Origin of the sequence: Ensifer sp. ENS03, from assembly GCF_014852035.1 — a bacterium.
Classification (GTDB): Bacteria; Pseudomonadota; Alphaproteobacteria; order Rhizobiales; family Rhizobiaceae; genus Ensifer; species Ensifer adhaerens.
In genome coordinates this window covers 676,995-695,555 of record NZ_JACVAV010000002.1, presented here as the reverse complement: position 1 = coordinate 695,555, position 18,561 = coordinate 676,995, and the positions used below count along the sequence as shown (strand labels likewise).

Sequence of the window (18,561 nt, the reverse complement as noted above, 5' to 3'; positions counted from 1 at the left end):
GGCAGCTTCTCATTGAAGTCTGCCGTCGATGTGTCACCTCCGTGTGAAGCGGCTTACTTCTCCAGATGAATCGTCACCCAGCCGTTGCGCCAGATGGTGCGCACGTGGCGCAGGTGCTGGCCGTTGTAATGGGCGAGCACTTTCCAGCGCTGTTCGGCGAGAATGCCCGAGAGAATGACCGAGCCGCCGGGGGCGAGGTTGGCGACGAGCTGCGGCGCCATCTTCATCAAGGGGCGGGCGAGGATGTTGGCGATGATCAGATCGAAGGGGCCGTTGGTGCTGAAGGCCGTCGAATGAAAGCCAGGGGCGGTCGCAAAGGTCATGCCGGTAACGACGCCGTTGACCCGGGCGTTTTCTTCGGCGACGCGGGTGGCGATCGGGTCGATGTCGGTGGCAAGGACCGGTACGTGCATCAGTTTCCAGGCGGCGATCGCCAGCACGCCGCTGCCGGTGCCGAGATCGAGCACGTTGCGCACGGTGCGGGTGCGAGCGACCGAGGCGAGCACTTCGAGGCAGCCGGCTGTGGTGCCGTGGTGGCCGGTGCCGAAGGCCTGGCCGGCATCGATCTCAATCGCGATCTCGCCGGTCTTGACCTTGTCGCGGTCATGCGAGCCGTGAACGACGAAGCGGCCGGCGCGAACCGGCGCCAGACCCTCAAGCGACTTGGCGATCCAGTCGATATCGGGCAGCACTTCGCGCTCGATCGGAAGATGGCCGAAGTCTTGCGTGAGCGCTTCAGTGAGGCGTTCGTTCACGCTCTCCTCGTCGACGGTCATCATGTAGATCGAGGCTTCCCAGATGTCGCGCTTCTCGTCGACCTCAGTCGTGCCGATGGCATAGTCTTCTTCGCCGAAGACCTCGCTCATGCGGTCGAGCACGGCTTCCGCCTGCTTTTCGGTGGTGGTGACGAAAAGTCTGATCTCGCTCAAGGGTCCGTCCTTCGGCTGGGAAATCCGCCGCCCGCATCAAACCGTGGAAGGGTGCGCCAAGCGTCGGCAATCGTGTGCTGTGCGCTATCACGATTGCCCCACAAAGGCAAAGCGCCGGACGGGGCCGGCGCTTGCATCTTCGCGGTCACGATCGAGGGCTCAGCCCTTGGTGAGGTTTTCCAGCTTCTTTACCGCCGTCTCCGGGTTTTCCTCGTAGGCGATGGTGCCGGAGAACTTGCCGTTGGCGTCGAGCAGGAACACCGATGCGGTGTGGTCCATGGTGTAGTCGCCGTCGGGCTTTGCGGCATCGACCGGAACCTTCTTGGCGTAGACGCGGAAGCCCTTGACCATCTCCATGACCTTGTCGGCCGGGCCGGAAATGCCGGTGATGCGCTTGGAGACGTTGGAGACGTACTGGCCGAGGATTTCCGGCGTGTCGCGCTCGGGATCGACGGTGATGAAATAGGCCTGCAGCTTGTTGCCGTCGGGGTCGACCTTTTCCAGCCAGCCGTTCAGTTCGAACAGTGTCGTCGGGCAGACCTCGGGGCAATGGGTAAAGCCGAAGAAGAGCGCGGTCGGCTTGCCGGTGAAGGCCTTCTCGGTGATTTCCTTGCCGTCCTGGGCAACCAGCGTGAAGGGAACGCCGAAGGGGCCGGAGGCGGCCTGCTGTTTCGACTGGGTCATTTCATAGGTCAGCCAGCCCAGGATACCCGCCATGACGACGACGGCGGCCCAAAGGACGATGCGGATGGTTTTCATGCGTGCTACCGATTTGTTGGGGCCGAGGACGGCCGTGTCCGGTTGATCGGCCCTTGATACCGCCTTCACGGACCCCGCGCAAATGGGACAATTGCCGCAGGTTGTGACAGCGGGGTGAGCATTTTGTCGGGCGGCTGCCACTCATCCCGCTGCCGCGACCTTCCGTCGTGACGGGGAGAAGGGACCGCACGGCCACCTCCCGCTTCGACAATGAGCCTCAGTGCGCCAACACCCACCGCAGAAGAACCGCACGGCGACGTTTCGCTCGCTCTCGTCCCTTCTTCCCGCAAGCAGGGAGAGGGCTAGGGTAAGGGGCAAAACTTAGAAGCGTGGCCGCGCTAAAAACACCAGGAAAGGCCGGACTGGGCGAGTGCCAGGAACATCTCGGCGCCGTTTTCCATCCAGCCGCGGAAGGCAAGCAGCAGCACGACGGCGATCGCGGCCGCAAGGGTTGCGACGAGAGGAAGGCGGATCGAGCGCTCGGTCTTCGTGTTCATGGCGTCATCATAACAGTTCGGGCGGCAAGGGGAAGCGGGCGCGCTGCCGGCCGACCGTGGGTGTCTGGGCCTGTCACGAGATCGGTGTCAAAACCGGCACCCGGCGTGCTGATGGATTGTGCCCTCAAATGCCGGGAAAACCGGCGCTTGCAGTAAATATGCGCGATCTCGAAAATAAGGCGTTTTCCCTGGGGATCGGCGGGGCGCCTTAGCGAATGTTTAAGGTCTGTTTGACAGTGTTTTTCCAGCGCGGGGGAGCGTTGTGCTCCGACATGACATGAGGTCATCCGGTTTGATCGAGCCCGGTTTTCCGCATCGATCCTAACGGAGGATCCGGCCCGCGCCGGGTCCGTGAGCATGGAATGTCTATGACCGCCGCATCTTCCCCATTGAAGCGCAATCTTTCCGTAAGCCAGCGGCTGGCAACGCTTGCCGGTGCCGCTTTCGTCGGTTTTGGCTCCGTGCTCGGGGTCGCCTGGTACGAGGGCCGGCAGGCGAACGATGCCCTGCAGGGCGCGCTCGCCGCGCAGAACGGGCTGACCACGGTCGAGGAGGTCCGGCTTGCGACCACCAATCTCGTGCTCAATGCGATGGACAGCATCATCGACCGCGAGGAGGGCGCGATCCAGCCGGCGCGCGCCGCCAGCATCGCCGAGATCCTGAAACTGCTTGAGACGAAATCGACCGATATCAAGGCGCTTGCCGGCCTCATCGGCCGCAGCGATGCGCTTTCGACCTTTGACGCCGATGTGGCGGAACTGCGCCAGGCAATAGGAACGGACCTGAAGGCACTGATCGAAGGCAAGGCTTCGGCCGACGACTTCGGCAAGATCGACGATGCCATCGATGGCGCCGGCGAACGGGTCGCCACGGCGCTCGCCAGCCTCTCCGAAGCGGCAGCGACGCTGGTTCAGACGCGCGTTGCCGAGGCGCGCGCCACCTCCGACGAGGCGTTCCAGCTTCAGCTCGCCTCCGGCCTCATCGCCATGGCGACGCTGCTTTATCTGCTCTGGTTCCATGGCAGCACGCTCAGGCGCGGCATTCTCTCCCTGCGCGATGGCATGCAGCGGATCCAGAAGGGCGAACTTTCGACCAAGCTGGAAGCGCTCGACCGCGGCGACGAAATCGGCGCCATGGCGCGCTCCGTCGACCTCTTCCGCCTGTCGGCAATCGAAAAGCAGTCTCTCGAACAGAGTGCTGCCCACAGCCGCCGCGAGATCGAGAAGGAACGCGAACAGCAGCAGCAGGAACGCGAGGAGGCGGTGCGCCGCATCCAGGCGGCGATCGACAATCTCGGCCGCGCGCTGACCCAGCTTGCCGAGGGTGACCTTGCCGTTGCCATCGACCGACCGTTCGACGGCAATCTCGACCAGCTCCGGCAGAACTTCAACCAGACGGTCGAGCGGCTGCGCGTGGTGCTTTCGAGCGTCAAGGACAATGCGCTTTCGATCGAATCCAACGGGCGGCAAATGCGCACGGCGGCCGACGACCTGGCGCGCCGCACCGAGCGGCAAGCCGCTTCGCTGGAGCAGACCTCGGCAGCCCTCGACGAAATCACCGTGACGGTCCGCACCGCGACCCAGCGCGCCGAAGAGGCGAGCCAGATGGTCGACCAGACCCGCACCAATGCCGAGGAGTCCGGCCGCATCGTCGGCCAGGCGATCGCCGCCATGGCCCGCATCGAGGGTGCCTCGAACGAAATCGGCAAGATCATCAACGTCATCGACGAGATCGCCTTCCAGACCAACCTTCTGGCGCTCAATGCCGGCGTCGAGGCGGCGCGCGCGGGCGAAGCCGGCAAGGGCTTTGCGGTCGTGGCGCAGGAAGTGCGCGAGCTGGCGCAGCGCGCCGCCGGTGCCGCCAAGGACATCAAGGCGCTCGTCAGCCGCTCCGGCAGCGAGGTCGGCACCGGTGTCAAGCTGGTGCAGGCGACCGGCGAGGCGCTCGGGCGGATCGGCACCGATGTCGCGCGCATCAACGAACTGATGACCGCGATCGTGATGGCGGCGCGCGAACAGTCGACGGGTCTTAACGAGATCAGCACGGCCGTCGGCCAACTCGACCAGATGACGCAGCAGAACGCCGCCATGGTCGAGCAGACCAATGCCTCCAGCCACACGCTGGCGCAGGACGCCGAACGCCTGACGGACCTCGTCGGCCAGTTCCGCGAAGGGCACACGATGCAGCGCGCCATGCCGACGGCGGCGCCGGCGCCTGTGACGCCCGCGGCGAGGACCGCTGCGCCGGTGCAGACGAAAACACCTTCGGTTTCAGCCGTTCAGCGGCCGGCAGCCAAGGGCACCAGCGAAGCGGTGCCGCTGCGCAAGATCGGCGCTGCCAAAATGGCCTCGTTTCCAACTCCATCTCCCGCCAAGGCCCTGATGGGCAAGCTTGCGGGCGCATTCGGCAACAAACCGGGCTCGGTGCCGTCGACGACGGCCTCCGGTGAAAACTGGGAAGAATTCTGAACATGAGCAATGCAATCAAGCAGTCCGGCGCCTATCTCGAAATCGTGTCGTTCCACCTCGGCGACCAGGAATTCTGCATCGATATCATGGCGATCCGCGAAATCCGCGGCTGGGCGCCGGTAACGCCGATGCCGCATACGCCGCCCTACGTGCTCGGCCTCATCAACCTGCGCGGCGCGGTGATCCCGGTCATCGACATGGCGGCCCGCCTCGGCATGAAGATGACCGAGCCGTCCGAGCGCTCGGCGATCATCGTCACCGACATCGCCGGCAAGCTCGTTGGCCTCTTGGTCGAGCAGGTCTCGGACATGATGACGATCAAGAGCGAGGCGCTGCAGCCGGCGCCGGAGATCATCCCGGAAGCGCAGCGCGCCTTCTGCCGCGGCATCGTCGCTTTGGAAAAGACCATGGTCTGCTTCCTCAACCTCGATACCGTCATTGCCGACGAGTTGGCCCAGGCCGCCTGACGCAAGCTTGTTCCTTATCTGAGAAAGCCCCGGTGCATCGGCGCCGGGGCTTTCTTGCGTTTCGGCGTGTTTTCAGACCGTTTCCGCACGTACTGGAACGATACGGTCAAGTTAAACTTCGGCAATGAACTTCACGCTTGGGCGATGCCATTGTGACAAAACGTCAAGTGGCTGGGCGGGTTACTTGTACTACTTTACCGGTGTTGCCGGGTGCCCGAACGGAGGCCGGGTGCCTGGTCCCGTCAACAGGAGTTGAACCTATGACAATCTCTCTCAGGAAACTCGCCGCCGTGCTCTCCGTTACGATGGTCATCGCCGGACCGGCCTTGGCCGACAGCTATTACCAGGGCATCGACGTCAACAATCCTCCCGGAACGCAGAACACACACAAGATGATGACGCCAATGAAGCGGCCGAGCGCTTCGGTTGACACGATGTCGACGGGCAGCATCAACAGAATGTCGGCGCCGGCGCCGACGCCGGTCTACCGTGATCGCAACCCCTATGGCGGATACCAGGGCGGTGATGGCGACTACTACCAGGGCATCGTTCCGCCGACGGCCTACTAGATCATCCCGCGTTGAAGTGGAAACGTTGAAAGCGGAAATTCGATTTGGCATGAATGCGCCAGGGAGTTCACGTAGGTTCGTGTGAACGCACGGAACGTCAGGTGCTTACAAAAGCGGAACGGGTTGCTCCCAGACTTCTCCCTGTTTCGCACCGAAGAGGTTTCGGAAGCGCCCGCAAAGCGGCGGGCGCTTTCAACCTTTGACCGATCGCCTTGCACGCCGATGCCGGCGGCAGGGACCGCTCCTACTGCGGCTTGCCGTTCTGCCAATTGACCGTCTGGCCGTAGAGCGGAATGGTGGTGATCGACATCTTGGCAGAGCCATCCGTCAATTCGCGCGAATGCGCCAGATAGATCAGCGTATCGTTCCTTCTGTCGTAGATCCGTGTGACGAGCAGGTTCTTCCAGACGAGCGACAAGCCGGCGCGAAACACTTCCTCGCCTTCCTTGGAAAGATCGATGTCGCCGATTTCGATCGGGCCGGTCTGCCGGCAGGCGATCGAATTGTTCGACGGATCCTCGAACCAGTTACCGTTCTTCAGCCGGTCGATGACGCTGCGGTCGAAATAGGTCACGTGGCAGGTCACACCCTTGATCTTCGGGTCGCTCACGGCATCGATCATGATGTCGTTGCCGAGCCAGTCGACCCCGACTTCGCCGACTGTTTCGGCGCGAGCGGGCAGGGCTGTGGCGGCTATGGCAAGGCCGGCAAAAAAGAGCGCACGAAGCGAACGCGACATGGATGTCCTCCTGCAGCGCCTGACGTCTCACGCAAGGTCGCCGTAGCATTTTGAATTGACGCATGTTTTTGCCGAGGCAATCCCCGGGAAGGCATGCGCTCGGGCAGCCAGGTTCACATAGGTTCGGGAATTGGCTTTACAAGGCGTGCCGGCTCAACCGGTGCCGCGAAGAAGCTGCGGCTCGAGGTTTCGGTGGTCGGCAGCGCGCATTTGCGCGGCGGCGGCGGCAAGAGCCCGTGCGCTGGCCTCGGGCTGGAAGCGGCCGGCGATGGTGCAGCGGTCGCGGCCGTCGGCTTTGGCGTCGTAGAGCGCCATGTCGGCGCGGATCATGATGTCGCTGATCGTATCGCCGGACTCGGCCTCGGCAAGGCCAATGCTCACTGTCAGCCGGATCGGGCGGTCGAAGCGGCCGATCGGCGTATCGCGCACCGTGCGGCCGATCTCCTCGGCCACCGCAAAGGCGGCATCTTCCGAGTGATTGGGCAGGACGATGCCGAACTCTTCGCCGCCGATGCGCCCGAGTGTGCCGCGCCCGCCGAGACAGGCGGCGACCGTGCCGGCGAAGTGGCCGAGCGCCGTGTCGCCGACCGCATGGCCGTAGCGGTCGTTGATCTGCTTGAAATAATCGAGATCGAGCAGCAGGAAGGTGACGGGTCTCTGGCGCGCAAAACCCACTGCCAGCGCCCGCTGTCCGAGGTCGAGCAGCGCGCGGCGCGACAGGGCGCCCGTCAGCTCGTCGCGGGCAATGGCGCTCTTGAGGTCCGTGATCACTCGGTTCTGGATCATCAGGATCACGCCAAGGAACAGCACAGGCAGGTAGAAATATCTAAGCACGACGCAGGCGAAGTCCCAGCTGGCTGACGCAAGCGGGGTTTCGGCGGTCCCGTGGGCGATCGGCGAGAAAATCGTGACCGCAATCAGGGCGGAACAGCCGATGGCGGCGCAGCCGATGACGCAGAGGCGCTCGATCGGCCCGGGCGCTGCGCGCCGGTGCTGCGAACAGACGGCGATGATCAGCACGAAGGCGGCGGCGATGCCGACGGCCGACAGTGCGTGCAATGTCGCGCTGTGCGGGCCGAAGGCGGCAATCAGCACCACCACGGCCGAAATCGAGGCGGCAGCGACCAGCGGCGTCGACATCGGCCGGAGGACACCTAGCGCCCGGTGAAAGCCCGAGAGCACGAAAAGACAGGCGCCAATGAGAAAGACGATGCCGATCAGCGACAACGGCCGCAGCGCCGGGATCTCGGATAGCATCAGAAGCAGCGTTGCCGCCGCTGCGATGGCGCAGGCGGCTGCAAAATCTGTGCCCCCCTCGACCATGGAGGCCCGCAGGGAAATCAGCACCGGGAGCATCGCCAGAAGAGCGATGATCGATATGGCAGGGAGAAAGCTCATTTCGAAACGGCCTGTCGTGCTAAAATCAACAAAGGCGGCTTGCGTCTCAGCCAGATATGTGACGCCAATTGGTAGCGATGGCGCCTTAACGAAACCCGGCGAAATCCATTGCAATTTTAGCGATTGGTCGGGATTGGCACGGTTGTTCACAGCGGCGCCCGATCAACCGTGGGGCGGCACGCCGGCAGGCGAAGAGGCGTGCATGAACGGTACCGCCCGCAGCCCCGGGGTGAGGCCCTTCGGGCGGGGCGATCCGAGCCTCGGGCCAGGCATGCGCGCCCCTTGTTTTCAGGGCCCGATACTCACGCAGGAGGACGAACCGGGAGAGGCGACATGTTCACGGCAACGTGGCTCTTCGAGGACAGGGCGGATGCCGGGCGCCAGCTGGCGCGCGCGGTCGAAGACGAGGGGCTTGACGATCCGCTCGTCATGGCGCTGCCGCGCGGAGGCGTTCCGGTCGCCTATGAAATCGCCGTCCATATTGCGGCGCCGCTGGAAATCCTGATCGTGCGCAAGATCGGCGCGCCTGGGCATGAGGAATTCGGTCTGGGCGCTCTGGTCGATGGCGAGGAGCCGGAACTGGTGCTCAACCGTCGGGCGATCCGGCTGGTCCGTCCGCCGAAAGGCTATCTGGAGGCCGAAACGGAGCGCCAGCGCGCCGAGATCCTGCGCCGCCGCACGCTCTATTTCGGCGACCGCGCGCCGGCGTCGCCCCGGGGCCGTGATGTAATCCTCGTCGATGACGGCATCGCCACCGGCGGCACCGTGCGGGCGGCGATCAAGGCGCTGCGGCGAATGGGGGCGGGGCGCCTCGTGCTTGCCGTTCCGGTGGCGCCGAAAAGCGAACTTACCGAACTGCGCAGCCAGGTCGATCGCATCGTCTGCCTCGCCACGCCTTTCGCGTTCCGTGCCGTCGGCCTGTACTACCGCAATTTCGAACAGACGGCGGACGAAGAGGTGCTGGCGCTGATGGAGAAGGCGCGGCTGCGCAACGAGCGCGATTGATTCATGTTCCGGGCAAGCTCGGCTCCGGTTGCCGCGATTTCCGCCAGGCATCCGAATAGTTGTGCGAGGCGGCCGAAACCGTCTTGCAAGCCTCCTTCTCCCGCGCCACATTCCCGGCGCGCGATGTTGCCGGGAGAGGGCGCCGGAGGAGGCGCCCGGAGGAGATGTCATGGCCGCGAAACTGGAAATCGGAAAGACGCTTGAGGATTTCTGCCGACCGGAGCGGATGGCGCTCATCGTCTACGACATGCAGGTGGGGATTACCAATCAGGTCAAGAACGGCCCGGCGGTGCTTTCCAAGGTGCTGAAGGTGCTGGACGCTGCGCGGGCCGGCGGGTTTCCGGTGATATTTCTCCGGCATCTGTCGATGCCGAGGCCGCTGATGGGCGCCTTCCAGCTACGCCAGGCGATGGCCTGGCAGCGGACAGACGATCCGGATGCGGTTCACCCCTGGTTTCTGCGCGGCACGCCGGGCTTCGAGCTGGTGCCCGAACTTGCGCCCCGTGACGACGAGGCGATCCTCGACAAGATCACGTTTTCCGCCTTCGAGGGCACGCCGCTCGCCATGATCCTGCGCGACCTCGGGCTTACTTCCTTCGCCATCTGCGGTATCGCCACGGAAATCGGCATCGACCCGACCGTGCGTCATGCGACCGATCTCGGCCTGGTGCCCGTCGTCGTGCGCGACGCCTGCGGGGCAGGCCACCACGAGGCCGGCGAGCGCGCGATGGAAAACATCGCCTTCATGGGCGATGCGATCATGACCGACGTTCAGGCAATCACCGCCGCGATGACCAAACGCTAGGGGCCGCAGTGCCGCTCCATCCAATCGATCACAGGACCGACAAATGACCGACAAGCTTCACATCCGCCCGATAGCCCGGACCGACTACGAACAATGGCTGCCGCTCTGGGACGGCTACAACGCCTTCTACGGTCGCTCGGGCGAAACCGCGCTGGACCCGGCGATCACCGCCATGACCTGGTCGCGCTTCTTCGACGCCTACGAGCCGGTGCATGCGCTGGTGGCGGAGAGCGAAGGGCGGCTGATCGCGCTTACGCACTACCTCTTCCACCGCAGCACGACGATGATCCAGCCGAACTGCTACCTACAGGACCTGTTCACCAATGCGGAAGCCCGCGGCAAGGGCGTTGGACGAGCGTTGATTGAGGGCGTCTATGAGGCGGCACGTGCCGTCGGCGCGCCACGCGTCTACTGGATGACGCACGAGACCAATGAGACGGCGATGACGCTTTACGACAAGGTGGCGGAGAAGTCGGGGTTTCTCGTTTATCGCAAGGCGGTCTGAGGGCTCTCCTTTCGGCTGCTCACGTCGCCGTGTGTGCGCGGATGCCAGGGGCACATGCATCGGGATCCAGCATCCGCGTGGTCCAGATCTCAGTCGGGCCGAAGCCCTTGATGTCCTCGCGGCCGGAGCAAATGAACAAGAAAGACTCGCCTAGTCGCTGCCTGATTTCTGCGGTGGTGGTGATGCAGCCGGGCTTGCCGATCGCTTCCAGGCGCGCGGCAAGGTTCACGGGTGCACCCCAGATATCATAGGCGTATTTCGCTCGCCCAAGCACGCCAGCCGTTACCGATCCCGAGGCCATGCCAGCGCGCAGCTTGAGGACGACGCCATGGCGTTCGCCGATCTCGCGGGCCGCGGCGATGGCGCCGAAGCCGAACACTGCCGCCGCCTTCTCGGGCGTGGGGTGCCGGGCGGGCACGCCCGCCACCGCAAGATAGGCATCGCCGATGGTCTTGATCTTTTCGACACCGGTTGCTGCGGCCAGGCGATCGAACTCGCTGAAGAGCTCGTTGAGCAGGTTGACCGTCCGTTCCGGCCCCAGGCCGTTTGACAGGGCCACGAACTGGACGATGTCGATCAGGACAACAGTCGCATGCTCGAATTCGTCGATGATCGTTTCACGCTCGTTCCTCAGCAGGCGCGCCACGATCTCGTCCGGCATGATCGACGTCATCAGGCGGGCGAGCCGCCCCTGCGCCTCTCTCGCCATCTGGAAGGCATAGTAGATCGTTGCGAAGCACATGAGGGTGAGGGTGATGATCGACGACGAATGGAGGAGTTGCAGGAAACGGGTGTCGTCATAGACACCCGCCCGCGCCTGAGGAAACGCGATGGATGCGGCGATGACCGTGATCGCAGCCATGGCGCTGAGGACCGTGACCAGCGCGATGTTTTGAAACCCGAGGATCGCGAAGGCGACCGGCGTCACGCCGAGCAGCGTCAGCAGGACGCCGGAGTCCCGACCGACATAGGAGGCGATCCAGACGAGGACCACCACGCAGATACCGAATTCCCAAAGCCCTGACGCGACGCGGCCGAAGCGATGAAAAAGCGGCGTCATGGCTGCCGCGACGGCTAGCGCGAGATTGGCATAGACGAGGGGAATGAGGCTCGGCTCGCCATAGAGTGCGTAGATGAGGGCAAAGCTCGTGGTGGTGACGACGATCACAGAGGCCGCGACATTCGCGACGAGGATGCCTTCACGGTCACCCTCCGCAACATTTGCGGCGCCCAGCTCCAGCAGGCTGCGAACAGCGCTCGTCCAGGACATGTCTCCACCCACTTTGCGTCGAGGGAGATCGGTACATGGTTTCGTTCAAACGCGAGAATTGTGCCCGCAATATTATTGCACTTCGCCGGTTGGCGCCATGAGATCGATGGTTGTGCAGTCCATAGGGAGTGCACGTGAGGAGGGCTTCGACCTCCTCACGCCTTCTCCACAAATCCATCCAGCACCCGCTTCTGGCCGGCGCGGTCGAAGTCGATGGTGAGCTTGTTGCCTTCGATGGCGGCGATGTTGCCGTTGCCGAACTTCATGTGGAAGACGCGGTCGCCGACCGAGAAACGCGAGGGTTCGGTGGCCGTCGATTTCGCCACCAGCTCGCCGTCGATCGTGCGGCCGCGCGGGCCGCTTTCGCCGTAGCCGATGCGCTCGACCGCGTGGCCGGAGCGGGTGCCCCAGTTGTCGCGGGTGGCGTCGGAGCGGTGCTGCTGGGCGCGCTTCCAGCCGGGCGTGGAGTAGTTGTTCTGGAAGGGATCAGCCTTGTCGAAGCGCGACTGGCCGTAGCCGCCGCGACCATAGCCGCCATAGGATTGTTCATTCTCGGCCACGTCCACATGGGCGAGCGGCAGCTCTTCGAGGAAGCGTGACGGCATGGTCGACTGCCAGAGGCCGTGGATGCGGCGGTTGGAGACGAACCAGATGTGGCAGCGATGCTTGGCGCGGGTGATGCCGACATAGGCGAGGCGCCGTTCTTCCTCAAGGCCGGAGCGGCCGCCTTCATCAAGCGCGCGCTGGTGCGGGAACAGGCCTTCCTCCCAGCCGGGCAGGAAGACAGTATCGAACTCCAGGCCCTTGGCCGAGTGCAGCGTCATGATCGAGACGGCATCGAGGTTCTCGTTCTGCTCGGCATCCATGACCAGAGCGACGTGTTCGAGGAAGCCGCGCAGGCTCTCGAAGGCTTCCATCGAGCGGATGAGTTCCTTCAGGTTTTCCAACCGTCCGGGGGCTTCCGCCGTCTTGTCGTTCTGCCACATGGCCGTATAGCCGCTCTCGTCGAGGATCTGCTCGGCAAGCTCGGTGTGTACGGTCGTTTCAAGCAGGCTCTGCCAGCGGCGGAAATCGGTGACGACGTCGAACAGTGCCTTGCGCGCCTTCGGCTTCAGCTCGTCGGTCTCGATGATCTCGGAGGCAGCCGCCAGCATCGGGATGTCGCGGGCGCGGGCATAGTCGTGCAGCGTGCGCACGGTGGTGTCGCCAAGACCGCGCTTCGGCGTGTTGACGATGCGCTCGAAGGCCAGATCGTCGGCCGGCTGGCAGACGAGGCGGAAATAGGCCATGGCATCGCGGATTTCGAGGCGCTCGTAGAAGCGCGGGCCGCCGATGACGCGGTAGTTGAGGCCGAGCGTGACGAAGCGGTCTTCGAACTCGCGCATCTGGAACGAGGCGCGCACAAGGATCGCCATGTCGTTGAGCTTGTGGCTCTTGCGCTGCAACTGCTCGATCTCTTCGCCGACGGCGCGGGCTTCCTCTTCGGAATCCCAGGCGGCGTGCACCTGCACCTTCTCATCATCCGGATCGGTGCGGTCGGTAAAGAGTGTCTTGCCGAGGCGGCCCTCGTTGTGGGCGATCAGGTGACCGGCAGCGCCCAGAATGTGCTCGGTCGAGCGGTAGTTGCGCTCAAGCTTGATCACCTTGGCGCCCGGGAAATCCTTTTCGAAGCGCAGGATATTGTCCACTTCCGCGCCGCGCCAGCCATAGATCGACTGGTCGTCGTCGCCCACGCAGCAGACGTTCTGCGGTACGCCCTTGGGGCGCTGGGCAAGCAGCCGCAGCCACATGTACTGCGCCGTGTTGGTGTCCTGGTACTCGTCGACGAGAATGTAGCGGAACTTGTCGTGATAGTCCTTCAGCACATCCGCATGCATGCGGAAGATGCGGATCGGGTGCAAAAGAAGATCGCCGAAGTCGCAGGCGTTCAGCGTCAACAGCCGGTTCTGGTAGGCAGCATAGAGTTCGCGACCCTTGCCGTTGGCAAAGGCGCGGGCGTCTCCCTCGGGGATCTGGGCGGGATCGAGGCCCTTGTTCTTCCAGCCGTCGATCATGCCGGCAAACTGCTTGGCCGGCCAGCGCTTGTCGTCGATGCCTTCGGCCTGGATGAGCTGCTTGATCAGCCGCACCACGTCATCGGTGTCGAGAATGGTGAAATCGGAACGCAGGCCGACGAGCTCGGCGTGGCGGCGCAAAAGCTTGACGCCGATCGAGTGGAAGGTGCCGAGCCAGGGCATGCCTTCGACCGCATGGCCGACGAGCACGCCGATGCGCTCCTTCATCTCGCGCGCCGCCTTGTTGGTGAAGGTCACCGCCAGGATCTGCGAGGGAAAGGCGCGGTTGGTCGAAAGGATATGGGCGATGCGGGTCGTCAGCACCCGGGTCTTGCCGGTGCCGGCGCCGGCAAGCACGAGCACGGGGCCATCGAGCGTCTCGACCGCTTCGGACTGTTCCGGGTTGAGGCCGGAGAGATAGTCCGGGCGCGGCTGGGCGCGATCGCGCGCCGCCATGGCGCGCGCGGCGATGCCGCCCGTTGCCGGAATACCTGCGGGGGCGGGCTGCTGCTTGCGCGGCGCCGGCTCCTCGTCGAAGAAGGGAATATCGTCGAAACCACTCATCATGCGGCTCAATGTAGTGATTCGGTGGGGAAAGGCCAGAAAGGATGTTCTTCTTTTATTCCGTTTTCTGCGCCAGCCGCACCAAGCCTGTGGAAAGACAGGCGATTTCGAGACCGCTTATTCTTGGTCGCGCGGACTAATCTTTTGTCTTGTCGAAGGCGGTATCCACAGGCACCTGCAGCGCCGTCGCCAACTGGTTGGTGCGGGCGGCAAGCGAGATTACCCTGAGCAGGTCCGCATGCTCGGCGTCGGTCATGCCTTTCGCCCTTGCCGCCGCCGTATGGGAATGGGCGCAGTAGCCGCAGCCATTGGTGACGGAGACGGCGATATAGAGCATCTCCTTGACCAGCGGATCGAGCGCCGAGGGCGTTGCCATCACCGTCTTCACGTCGCGCCAGGTCTGTTCCAGGAGCTCCGGATCGAAGGCGAGCCACAGCCACATATTGTTGATGAAGTCGGATTTTCGGGTGGTGCGAATGTCGTCGAACACGGCTTTGACACGCGGATCGGCTTCCGGGTTCTGAGGCGGGGATACGGTGCTCATGGGGCTCCTTCGCTGTTGTTCTCGGCGGTTGTGTGCGGGCCGGCCGGTCGCCTGAAGCGGTGACGATAGCCGACGTCGCGGCGATTGCCAGCGCTGCGTTTTGGGGAAGCCGTCGCCGATGCGTTCAGTTGGGGATTTCGCTGCAGGGCTGATTGTTCGTGCCGAAGGGCCCGGTCGTAAACAGCACGCCCTTGCTCGAGCCCTGATAGGCGTTGCCGTTCTGCGTGACGATGAAGACCCTGCGGCCGCAAAAGCCCGTCGGCTGCGCGGCAACCACGCGCGTCTGGCCACTGGCGTCAGTGACGGTCTTGGGGTTGCAGGCGCCATAGGGCGTGTCGGCCATGCGAACGGTTGCCGTCGAGCTGCGGCTGAGCGGCGCGGAACTGCCGGGTGGGTACGTCCCCGAAGCCGTGCCTGCAGCGGCCACGGTCGATTGCGTGATCTGAAAATCTGCCGTGCTGTCGTCGTAGCGGCACCGCTTGATGGCCCAGATCCAGACGGCAATGTCGCGCACACCGCTTTCGGGGTCCTCGGCCGAAGCTGCAATCGTCAGGGGCGCCAGATCGGGAACACTTCGGCGGCGGTTGCAGCAGCTGCTGTCGTTGAAGACCGGGTCGGGATTGCCATGGTCATCCAGGATGCCGGTGATTTCGAGTTTCGTGGTCGGGCCGGTCTTGTCGTCCGCCTGGACAGTCACGGTCTGACACCCCGCAAGAAGCAGGCCCATGGAGACGAGTGCGAATGTCAGGCAAAATGCATGCGGCCCCATGACGACCCCCGCCATTGTCCGTACCGCTGCCCAAGATACTCCCGAAGACTTTTGCCCGCAAACAAGCGCCTTCCTTTGCCGCGCTCGATCAACCCCGCGGCATCGTTGCCGCCCACAAACGATGCCCGTCCGTCAGCACCTTCCTCTGTCGCTATCGCAACCTCGTCGAACGCTTCGTCAGCACTCAGGCACTTCCGTGCCGTCGTCACCGGCTTCGACAAGCACAGCGAAAACGACCTTGCTCTCGTCAAACTCGCTTCAGCCAAAACCTGGTTGTGCTCTACAGGTCGGTGACCTAGAAGAAGCTTCGAACGCTCGGAGCGGCGTTCAGGCAGGAGCCCGACCATGATCAAGATGAGCGTCTACTATCCGGCCGATGGCGGCTCGAAGTTCGATCACGACTACTACCGCACCCGCCACATGCCACTGATCCAGGAACGGCTCGGCGATGCCTGCCTGCGCTACGAGATCGATAAGGGCCTTGCGGGTCGCGAGCCTGGAAGCGCGCCGGGGTTCGTCGCGGCGTGCCACGTCTACTCGCCGAGCCTCGAGACATTCCAGGAGGCGTTAGGTCCCCACCGCGCCGAGATTGCCGCGGACGTCGCCAACTATACGGACATCGCGCCCATCGTGCAGATCAGCGAAGTCGTTGGAGGGTAGGGTGCTTTGGCGCGTCAGGCGTAGCCGTTGACCTTCCCGCAATCGGCGTAGCGTTGGCGCACCATGATCCATGGTGACGCAGCCAGTGCGGAACTGGTCGACGATCGGGAACATGTGGTTGCCGTCGAAGCGTAAACGACCTTGCTCTCGTCAGGCTCGCTTCAGCCAAAACCTGGTTGTGCTCTATAGGCCGGGGGCCTAGGCCAGCGCGAAGACGCGGGCCGGGCCGCCGGTGCCGCCGCGGTGCTTCGGTGCGCCGAGGATGAGGGTTGCGCCCTTGACCGGCAGCTTGTCGAGATTGGCTGCTGCCTCCAGCCCCCAGCGACCCTCCGGCAGCCAGGCATAATGCGTGGCGAAATCGGGCGAGGGGCCATGGTCGAGCGACAGCGTATCGACGGCGATACCAGCCGCCTTGCTTTCCTCGATCAGATATTTGGCCGCCTCGACGTGGAAGCCGGGGAAATGCAGCTTGCCGCCGCCATCGGCATTGCGGAACTTGTCCGTGCCCAGATGCGCGCCCCAGCCCGACAGCATGGCGACGCAGGCGTTTTCCGGGATCTCGCCATTGGCGGCGACCCAGGCCTTGAGGTCGTCGGGCGTCACCTGCGCATCGGCATCGGCCTCAGCCTTCTTTCTGATATCGACAATCACCAGCGGCACCACCAGCTTGTCGACGGGCAGTTCGGCGACCGAGAGGCCATCGGCGGAGAAGTGCAGGGGCGCGTCGACATGGGTGCCGGTGTGTTCGTTCACCCGGAGCTCGAACATGTTGAACTTGTCTTTGGCGTAGTTGAACTTCTCCTCGCGGAAGAACTGCTGCTGGCCGAAGAAGGTCGGGAAATCTTCGTGCAACTCGTGGGTCAGGTCGGTGACGCTTGAATGCCCCTGCGCCAGCGCCGGCGGGGCCGCGCCCACGCTTGCGGCGGCAAGACCCGCGGTTCCGACCGCGGCGGCTTTGAAGAAGCTGCGGCGCGAGAGCATGCGCTCTTTCACCGTTTCCATGACACAGGCATCGCACATCGACTTCTCTCCCCCAAGAGGCCTGAAGACAGGCGCAAAGCCGGCCGAAACACGCTGCCGGCGGTTGCAGGATAGCGCAGTGTCGGCGGCTGTAAACGGTAATTCTCTAGTGAATTTCTGGACAAAGCTGCGAGGCGTCGAGCGAAGCCCCCGTGCGTCATCATCCCGCCAACAAATTCGCTTTTATTACAATTGCGTAATGATGGTATTCTGTCGTTGCCCCGACACGCGCGAACAGGGATACTCCGCGCACAATCGGAACGAACCGCCGGCCGCGCCGCGCTGGGGCGTGTTTTATGTTTAATTCGGAGACTTGAATGCGGGTTTGGAAACAGCTTGCGGTGAGCGCCGCTGTGCTTCTCGTGGGCGCAGCCGTCTGGGTGCGTTTTGTGCCTGGTGCTGGTGAAACGCTGGCGGCGATTGGTGTTTCGCATCCGCTGATTGATGCCTTGTCCAAGCCCGGCGCCGGTGGCGGCGAGGGCGGCGAACGCGGCAATGGCCGCGGGCAGGGCGGCAACAACGCCATTCTCGTCATGGTCCGGCCTTCGGGCACGTCTGTTGTCAACGACCGGCTGAACGCGATCGGCAACGGCGAGGCGATCCATTCCGTCACCGTGACGCCGACGGCAACCGGCAACCTCACCGAAATCCTCGTGCGCTCCGGCGAAAAGGTGTCGCAGGGTCAGGTCATTGCCAAGCTCGACAGCGACGACCAGAAGATTGCTGCCGACCAGGCGAGGCTGACACGTGACAGCGCACGCGAAAAGGTCGAGCGTTACCGCAACCTGAGCACCGCCCGCGCGGTAACAGCCGTGGACGTGCGTGACGCCGAAATCGCCATGCAGACCGCCGAACTGGCGCTGAAGACCGCAGAGCTCGACCTCAAGCGCCGCGACATCGTGGCGCCGTCGAAGGGCGTCGTCGGCATCATCACCGTCAATGTCGGCGACTACGTCACGACCACGACGCCGATTGCCGTCGTCGACGACCGCTCGGAAATCCTCGTCGATTTCTGGGTGCCCGAGCGCTTCGCCAACAAGATCTTCGTCGGCCAGCCCGTCACCGCCTTCGCCATCGCCCAGCCGGGCAACCAGCTCGACGGTGCGATCCACGCGATCGACAACCGCCTCGATCAGGCGAGCCGGACGCTGCGCGTGCGCGCACGGCTTGAAAACCCCGACGACAAGCTGAGGGCGGGCATGTCCTTCTCGGTCACCGTGGCCTTTGACGGCGACACCTATCCGACGGTCGATCCGCTGGCGATCCAGTGGAGTTCGGAAGGCTCCTATATCTGGCGCGTCTCCAGCGACAAGAGCGAGAAGGTGCCGGTGAAGATCATTCAGCGCAACCCGGACAAGGTGCTGGTGGACGCCGCACTGTCGCAAGGCGACGAGATCGTCACCGAAGGCGTGCAGCGCCTGCGCGACGGCGGCGCCGTGCGCATCGCCGGCCGCGAGAACAAGCAGGAACCGCAGAAGGTTGCGGAGGAAACCAAGTGAGCGGCGGCGACAGTCAGGCAAGCGGCCATGGTGCCGGCCA

At 63.9% G+C, this 18,561-nt stretch carries 18 protein-coding genes; 8 read left to right on the top strand and 10 right to left on the bottom strand.

The window, feature by feature from the left end; translation table 11 throughout:
- Positions 1–53: 53 nt before the first annotated feature.
- From IB263_RS10170 to IB263_RS10160, 3 genes are all read right to left on the bottom strand, one after another.
- Positions 54–929, bottom strand: a complete 876-nt coding sequence (locus IB263_RS10170; protein ID WP_192438448.1) for a 50S ribosomal protein L11 methyltransferase — start codon at positions 927–929, stop codon at positions 54–56.
- Positions 930–1,088: 159 nt separating this feature from the next.
- Positions 1,089–1,688 carry an SCO family protein gene (locus IB263_RS10165; RefSeq protein WP_112985301.1) on the bottom strand — a complete coding sequence of 200 codons (600 nt, stop codon included), beginning with the start codon at positions 1,686–1,688 and terminating at the stop codon, positions 1,089–1,091.
- 338 nt (positions 1,689–2,026) lie between these two features.
- Positions 2,027–2,185 carry a hypothetical protein gene (locus IB263_RS10160; protein WP_034792531.1) on the bottom strand — a complete coding sequence of 53 codons (159 nt, stop codon included), beginning with the start codon at positions 2,183–2,185 and terminating at the stop codon, positions 2,027–2,029.
- Positions 2,186–2,553: 368 nt separating this feature from the next.
- Between IB263_RS10160 and IB263_RS10155 the strand changes: the two genes are divergently transcribed.
- The 3 genes from IB263_RS10155 (at position 2,554) to IB263_RS10145 (ending at position 5,689) form a co-directional block, all read left to right on the top strand.
- The gene (locus tag IB263_RS10155; protein WP_246810990.1) at positions 2,554–4,653 is read left to right on the top strand and encodes a methyl-accepting chemotaxis protein; all 2,100 of its coding nucleotides are present in this window, start codon (positions 2,554–2,556) and stop codon (positions 4,651–4,653) included.
- Between the two features lie 2 nt (positions 4,654–4,655).
- Complete coding sequence (locus IB263_RS10150) at positions 4,656–5,120, top strand: chemotaxis protein CheW (RefSeq protein ID WP_034792537.1); 465 nt, start codon at positions 4,656–4,658, stop codon at positions 5,118–5,120.
- 260 nt (positions 5,121–5,380) lie between these two features.
- Positions 5,381–5,689: a hypothetical protein gene (locus IB263_RS10145; protein ID WP_034792540.1), complete on the top strand. Its 309-nt coding sequence runs from the start codon at positions 5,381–5,383 to the stop codon at positions 5,687–5,689.
- A 244-nt stretch (positions 5,690–5,933) separates the two neighbouring features.
- Here IB263_RS10145 and IB263_RS10140 read toward each other — a convergent pair whose 3' ends face one another.
- Together IB263_RS10140 and IB263_RS10135 are read right to left on the bottom strand one after the other, a co-directional pair.
- Positions 5,934–6,428: a CreA family protein gene (locus IB263_RS10140; RefSeq protein ID WP_034792543.1), complete on the bottom strand. Its 495-nt coding sequence runs from the start codon at positions 6,426–6,428 to the stop codon at positions 5,934–5,936.
- A gap of 153 nt (positions 6,429–6,581) precedes the next feature.
- The gene (locus IB263_RS10135) at positions 6,582–7,826 is read right to left on the bottom strand and encodes a diguanylate cyclase (RefSeq protein ID WP_192438446.1); all 1,245 of its coding nucleotides are present in this window, start codon (positions 7,824–7,826) and stop codon (positions 6,582–6,584) included.
- A gap of 333 nt (positions 7,827–8,159) precedes the next feature.
- Between IB263_RS10135 and IB263_RS10130 the strand changes: the two genes are divergently transcribed.
- From IB263_RS10130 to IB263_RS10120, 3 genes are all read left to right on the top strand, one after another.
- Complete coding sequence (locus IB263_RS10130; protein ID WP_112985299.1) at positions 8,160–8,831, top strand: phosphoribosyltransferase; 672 nt, start codon at positions 8,160–8,162, stop codon at positions 8,829–8,831.
- A gap of 169 nt (positions 8,832–9,000) precedes the next feature.
- The gene (locus IB263_RS10125; protein WP_060582706.1) at positions 9,001–9,636 is read left to right on the top strand and encodes a cysteine hydrolase family protein; all 636 of its coding nucleotides are present in this window, start codon (positions 9,001–9,003) and stop codon (positions 9,634–9,636) included.
- Positions 9,637–9,679: 43 nt separating this feature from the next.
- Positions 9,680–10,141 (top strand): GNAT family N-acetyltransferase, encoded by a 462-nt coding sequence (locus IB263_RS10120; protein ID WP_192438445.1) that lies wholly within the window; start codon positions 9,680–9,682, stop codon positions 10,139–10,141.
- A gap of 19 nt (positions 10,142–10,160) precedes the next feature.
- On the opposite strand, the gene IB263_RS10115 is transcribed toward IB263_RS10120, so the two are convergent.
- From IB263_RS10115 to IB263_RS10100, 4 genes are all read right to left on the bottom strand, one after another.
- A complete protein-coding gene (locus tag IB263_RS10115) occupies positions 10,161–11,411 on the bottom strand; it encodes an adenylate/guanylate cyclase domain-containing protein (RefSeq protein ID WP_192438444.1) in 1,251 nt (416 codons plus the stop codon).
- Positions 11,412–11,566: 155 nt separating this feature from the next.
- Positions 11,567–14,032, bottom strand: coding sequence for an ATP-dependent helicase (locus tag IB263_RS10110; protein ID WP_034792560.1), 2,466 nt, complete (start codon positions 14,030–14,032; stop codon positions 11,567–11,569).
- 133 nt (positions 14,033–14,165) lie between these two features.
- Positions 14,166–14,573 (bottom strand): carboxymuconolactone decarboxylase family protein, encoded by a 408-nt coding sequence (locus IB263_RS10105; RefSeq protein WP_060515952.1) that lies wholly within the window; start codon positions 14,571–14,573, stop codon positions 14,166–14,168.
- Between the two features lie 124 nt (positions 14,574–14,697).
- The gene (locus tag IB263_RS10100; protein ID WP_060515953.1) at positions 14,698–15,342 is read right to left on the bottom strand and encodes a hypothetical protein; all 645 of its coding nucleotides are present in this window, start codon (positions 15,340–15,342) and stop codon (positions 14,698–14,700) included.
- Positions 15,343–15,687: 345 nt separating this feature from the next.
- Here IB263_RS10100 and IB263_RS10095 point away from each other — a divergent pair, with 345 nt between their 5' ends.
- Entirely contained in the window at positions 15,688–16,002 is a 315-nt protein-coding gene (locus IB263_RS10095) for an EthD family reductase (RefSeq protein WP_034792570.1), read from the top strand.
- Between the two features lie 198 nt (positions 16,003–16,200).
- On the opposite strand, the gene IB263_RS10090 is transcribed toward IB263_RS10095, so the two are convergent.
- Positions 16,201–17,022 (bottom strand): cyclase family protein, encoded by an 822-nt coding sequence (locus IB263_RS10090; RefSeq protein ID WP_034792573.1) that lies wholly within the window; start codon positions 17,020–17,022, stop codon positions 16,201–16,203.
- Positions 17,023–17,339: 317 nt separating this feature from the next.
- Here IB263_RS10090 and IB263_RS10085 point away from each other — a divergent pair, with 317 nt between their 5' ends.
- Positions 17,340–18,521 carry an efflux RND transporter periplasmic adaptor subunit gene (locus tag IB263_RS10085; protein WP_034792575.1) on the top strand — a complete coding sequence of 394 codons (1,182 nt, stop codon included), beginning with the start codon at positions 17,340–17,342 and terminating at the stop codon, positions 18,519–18,521.
- Positions 18,522–18,561: the final 40 nt, after the last annotated feature.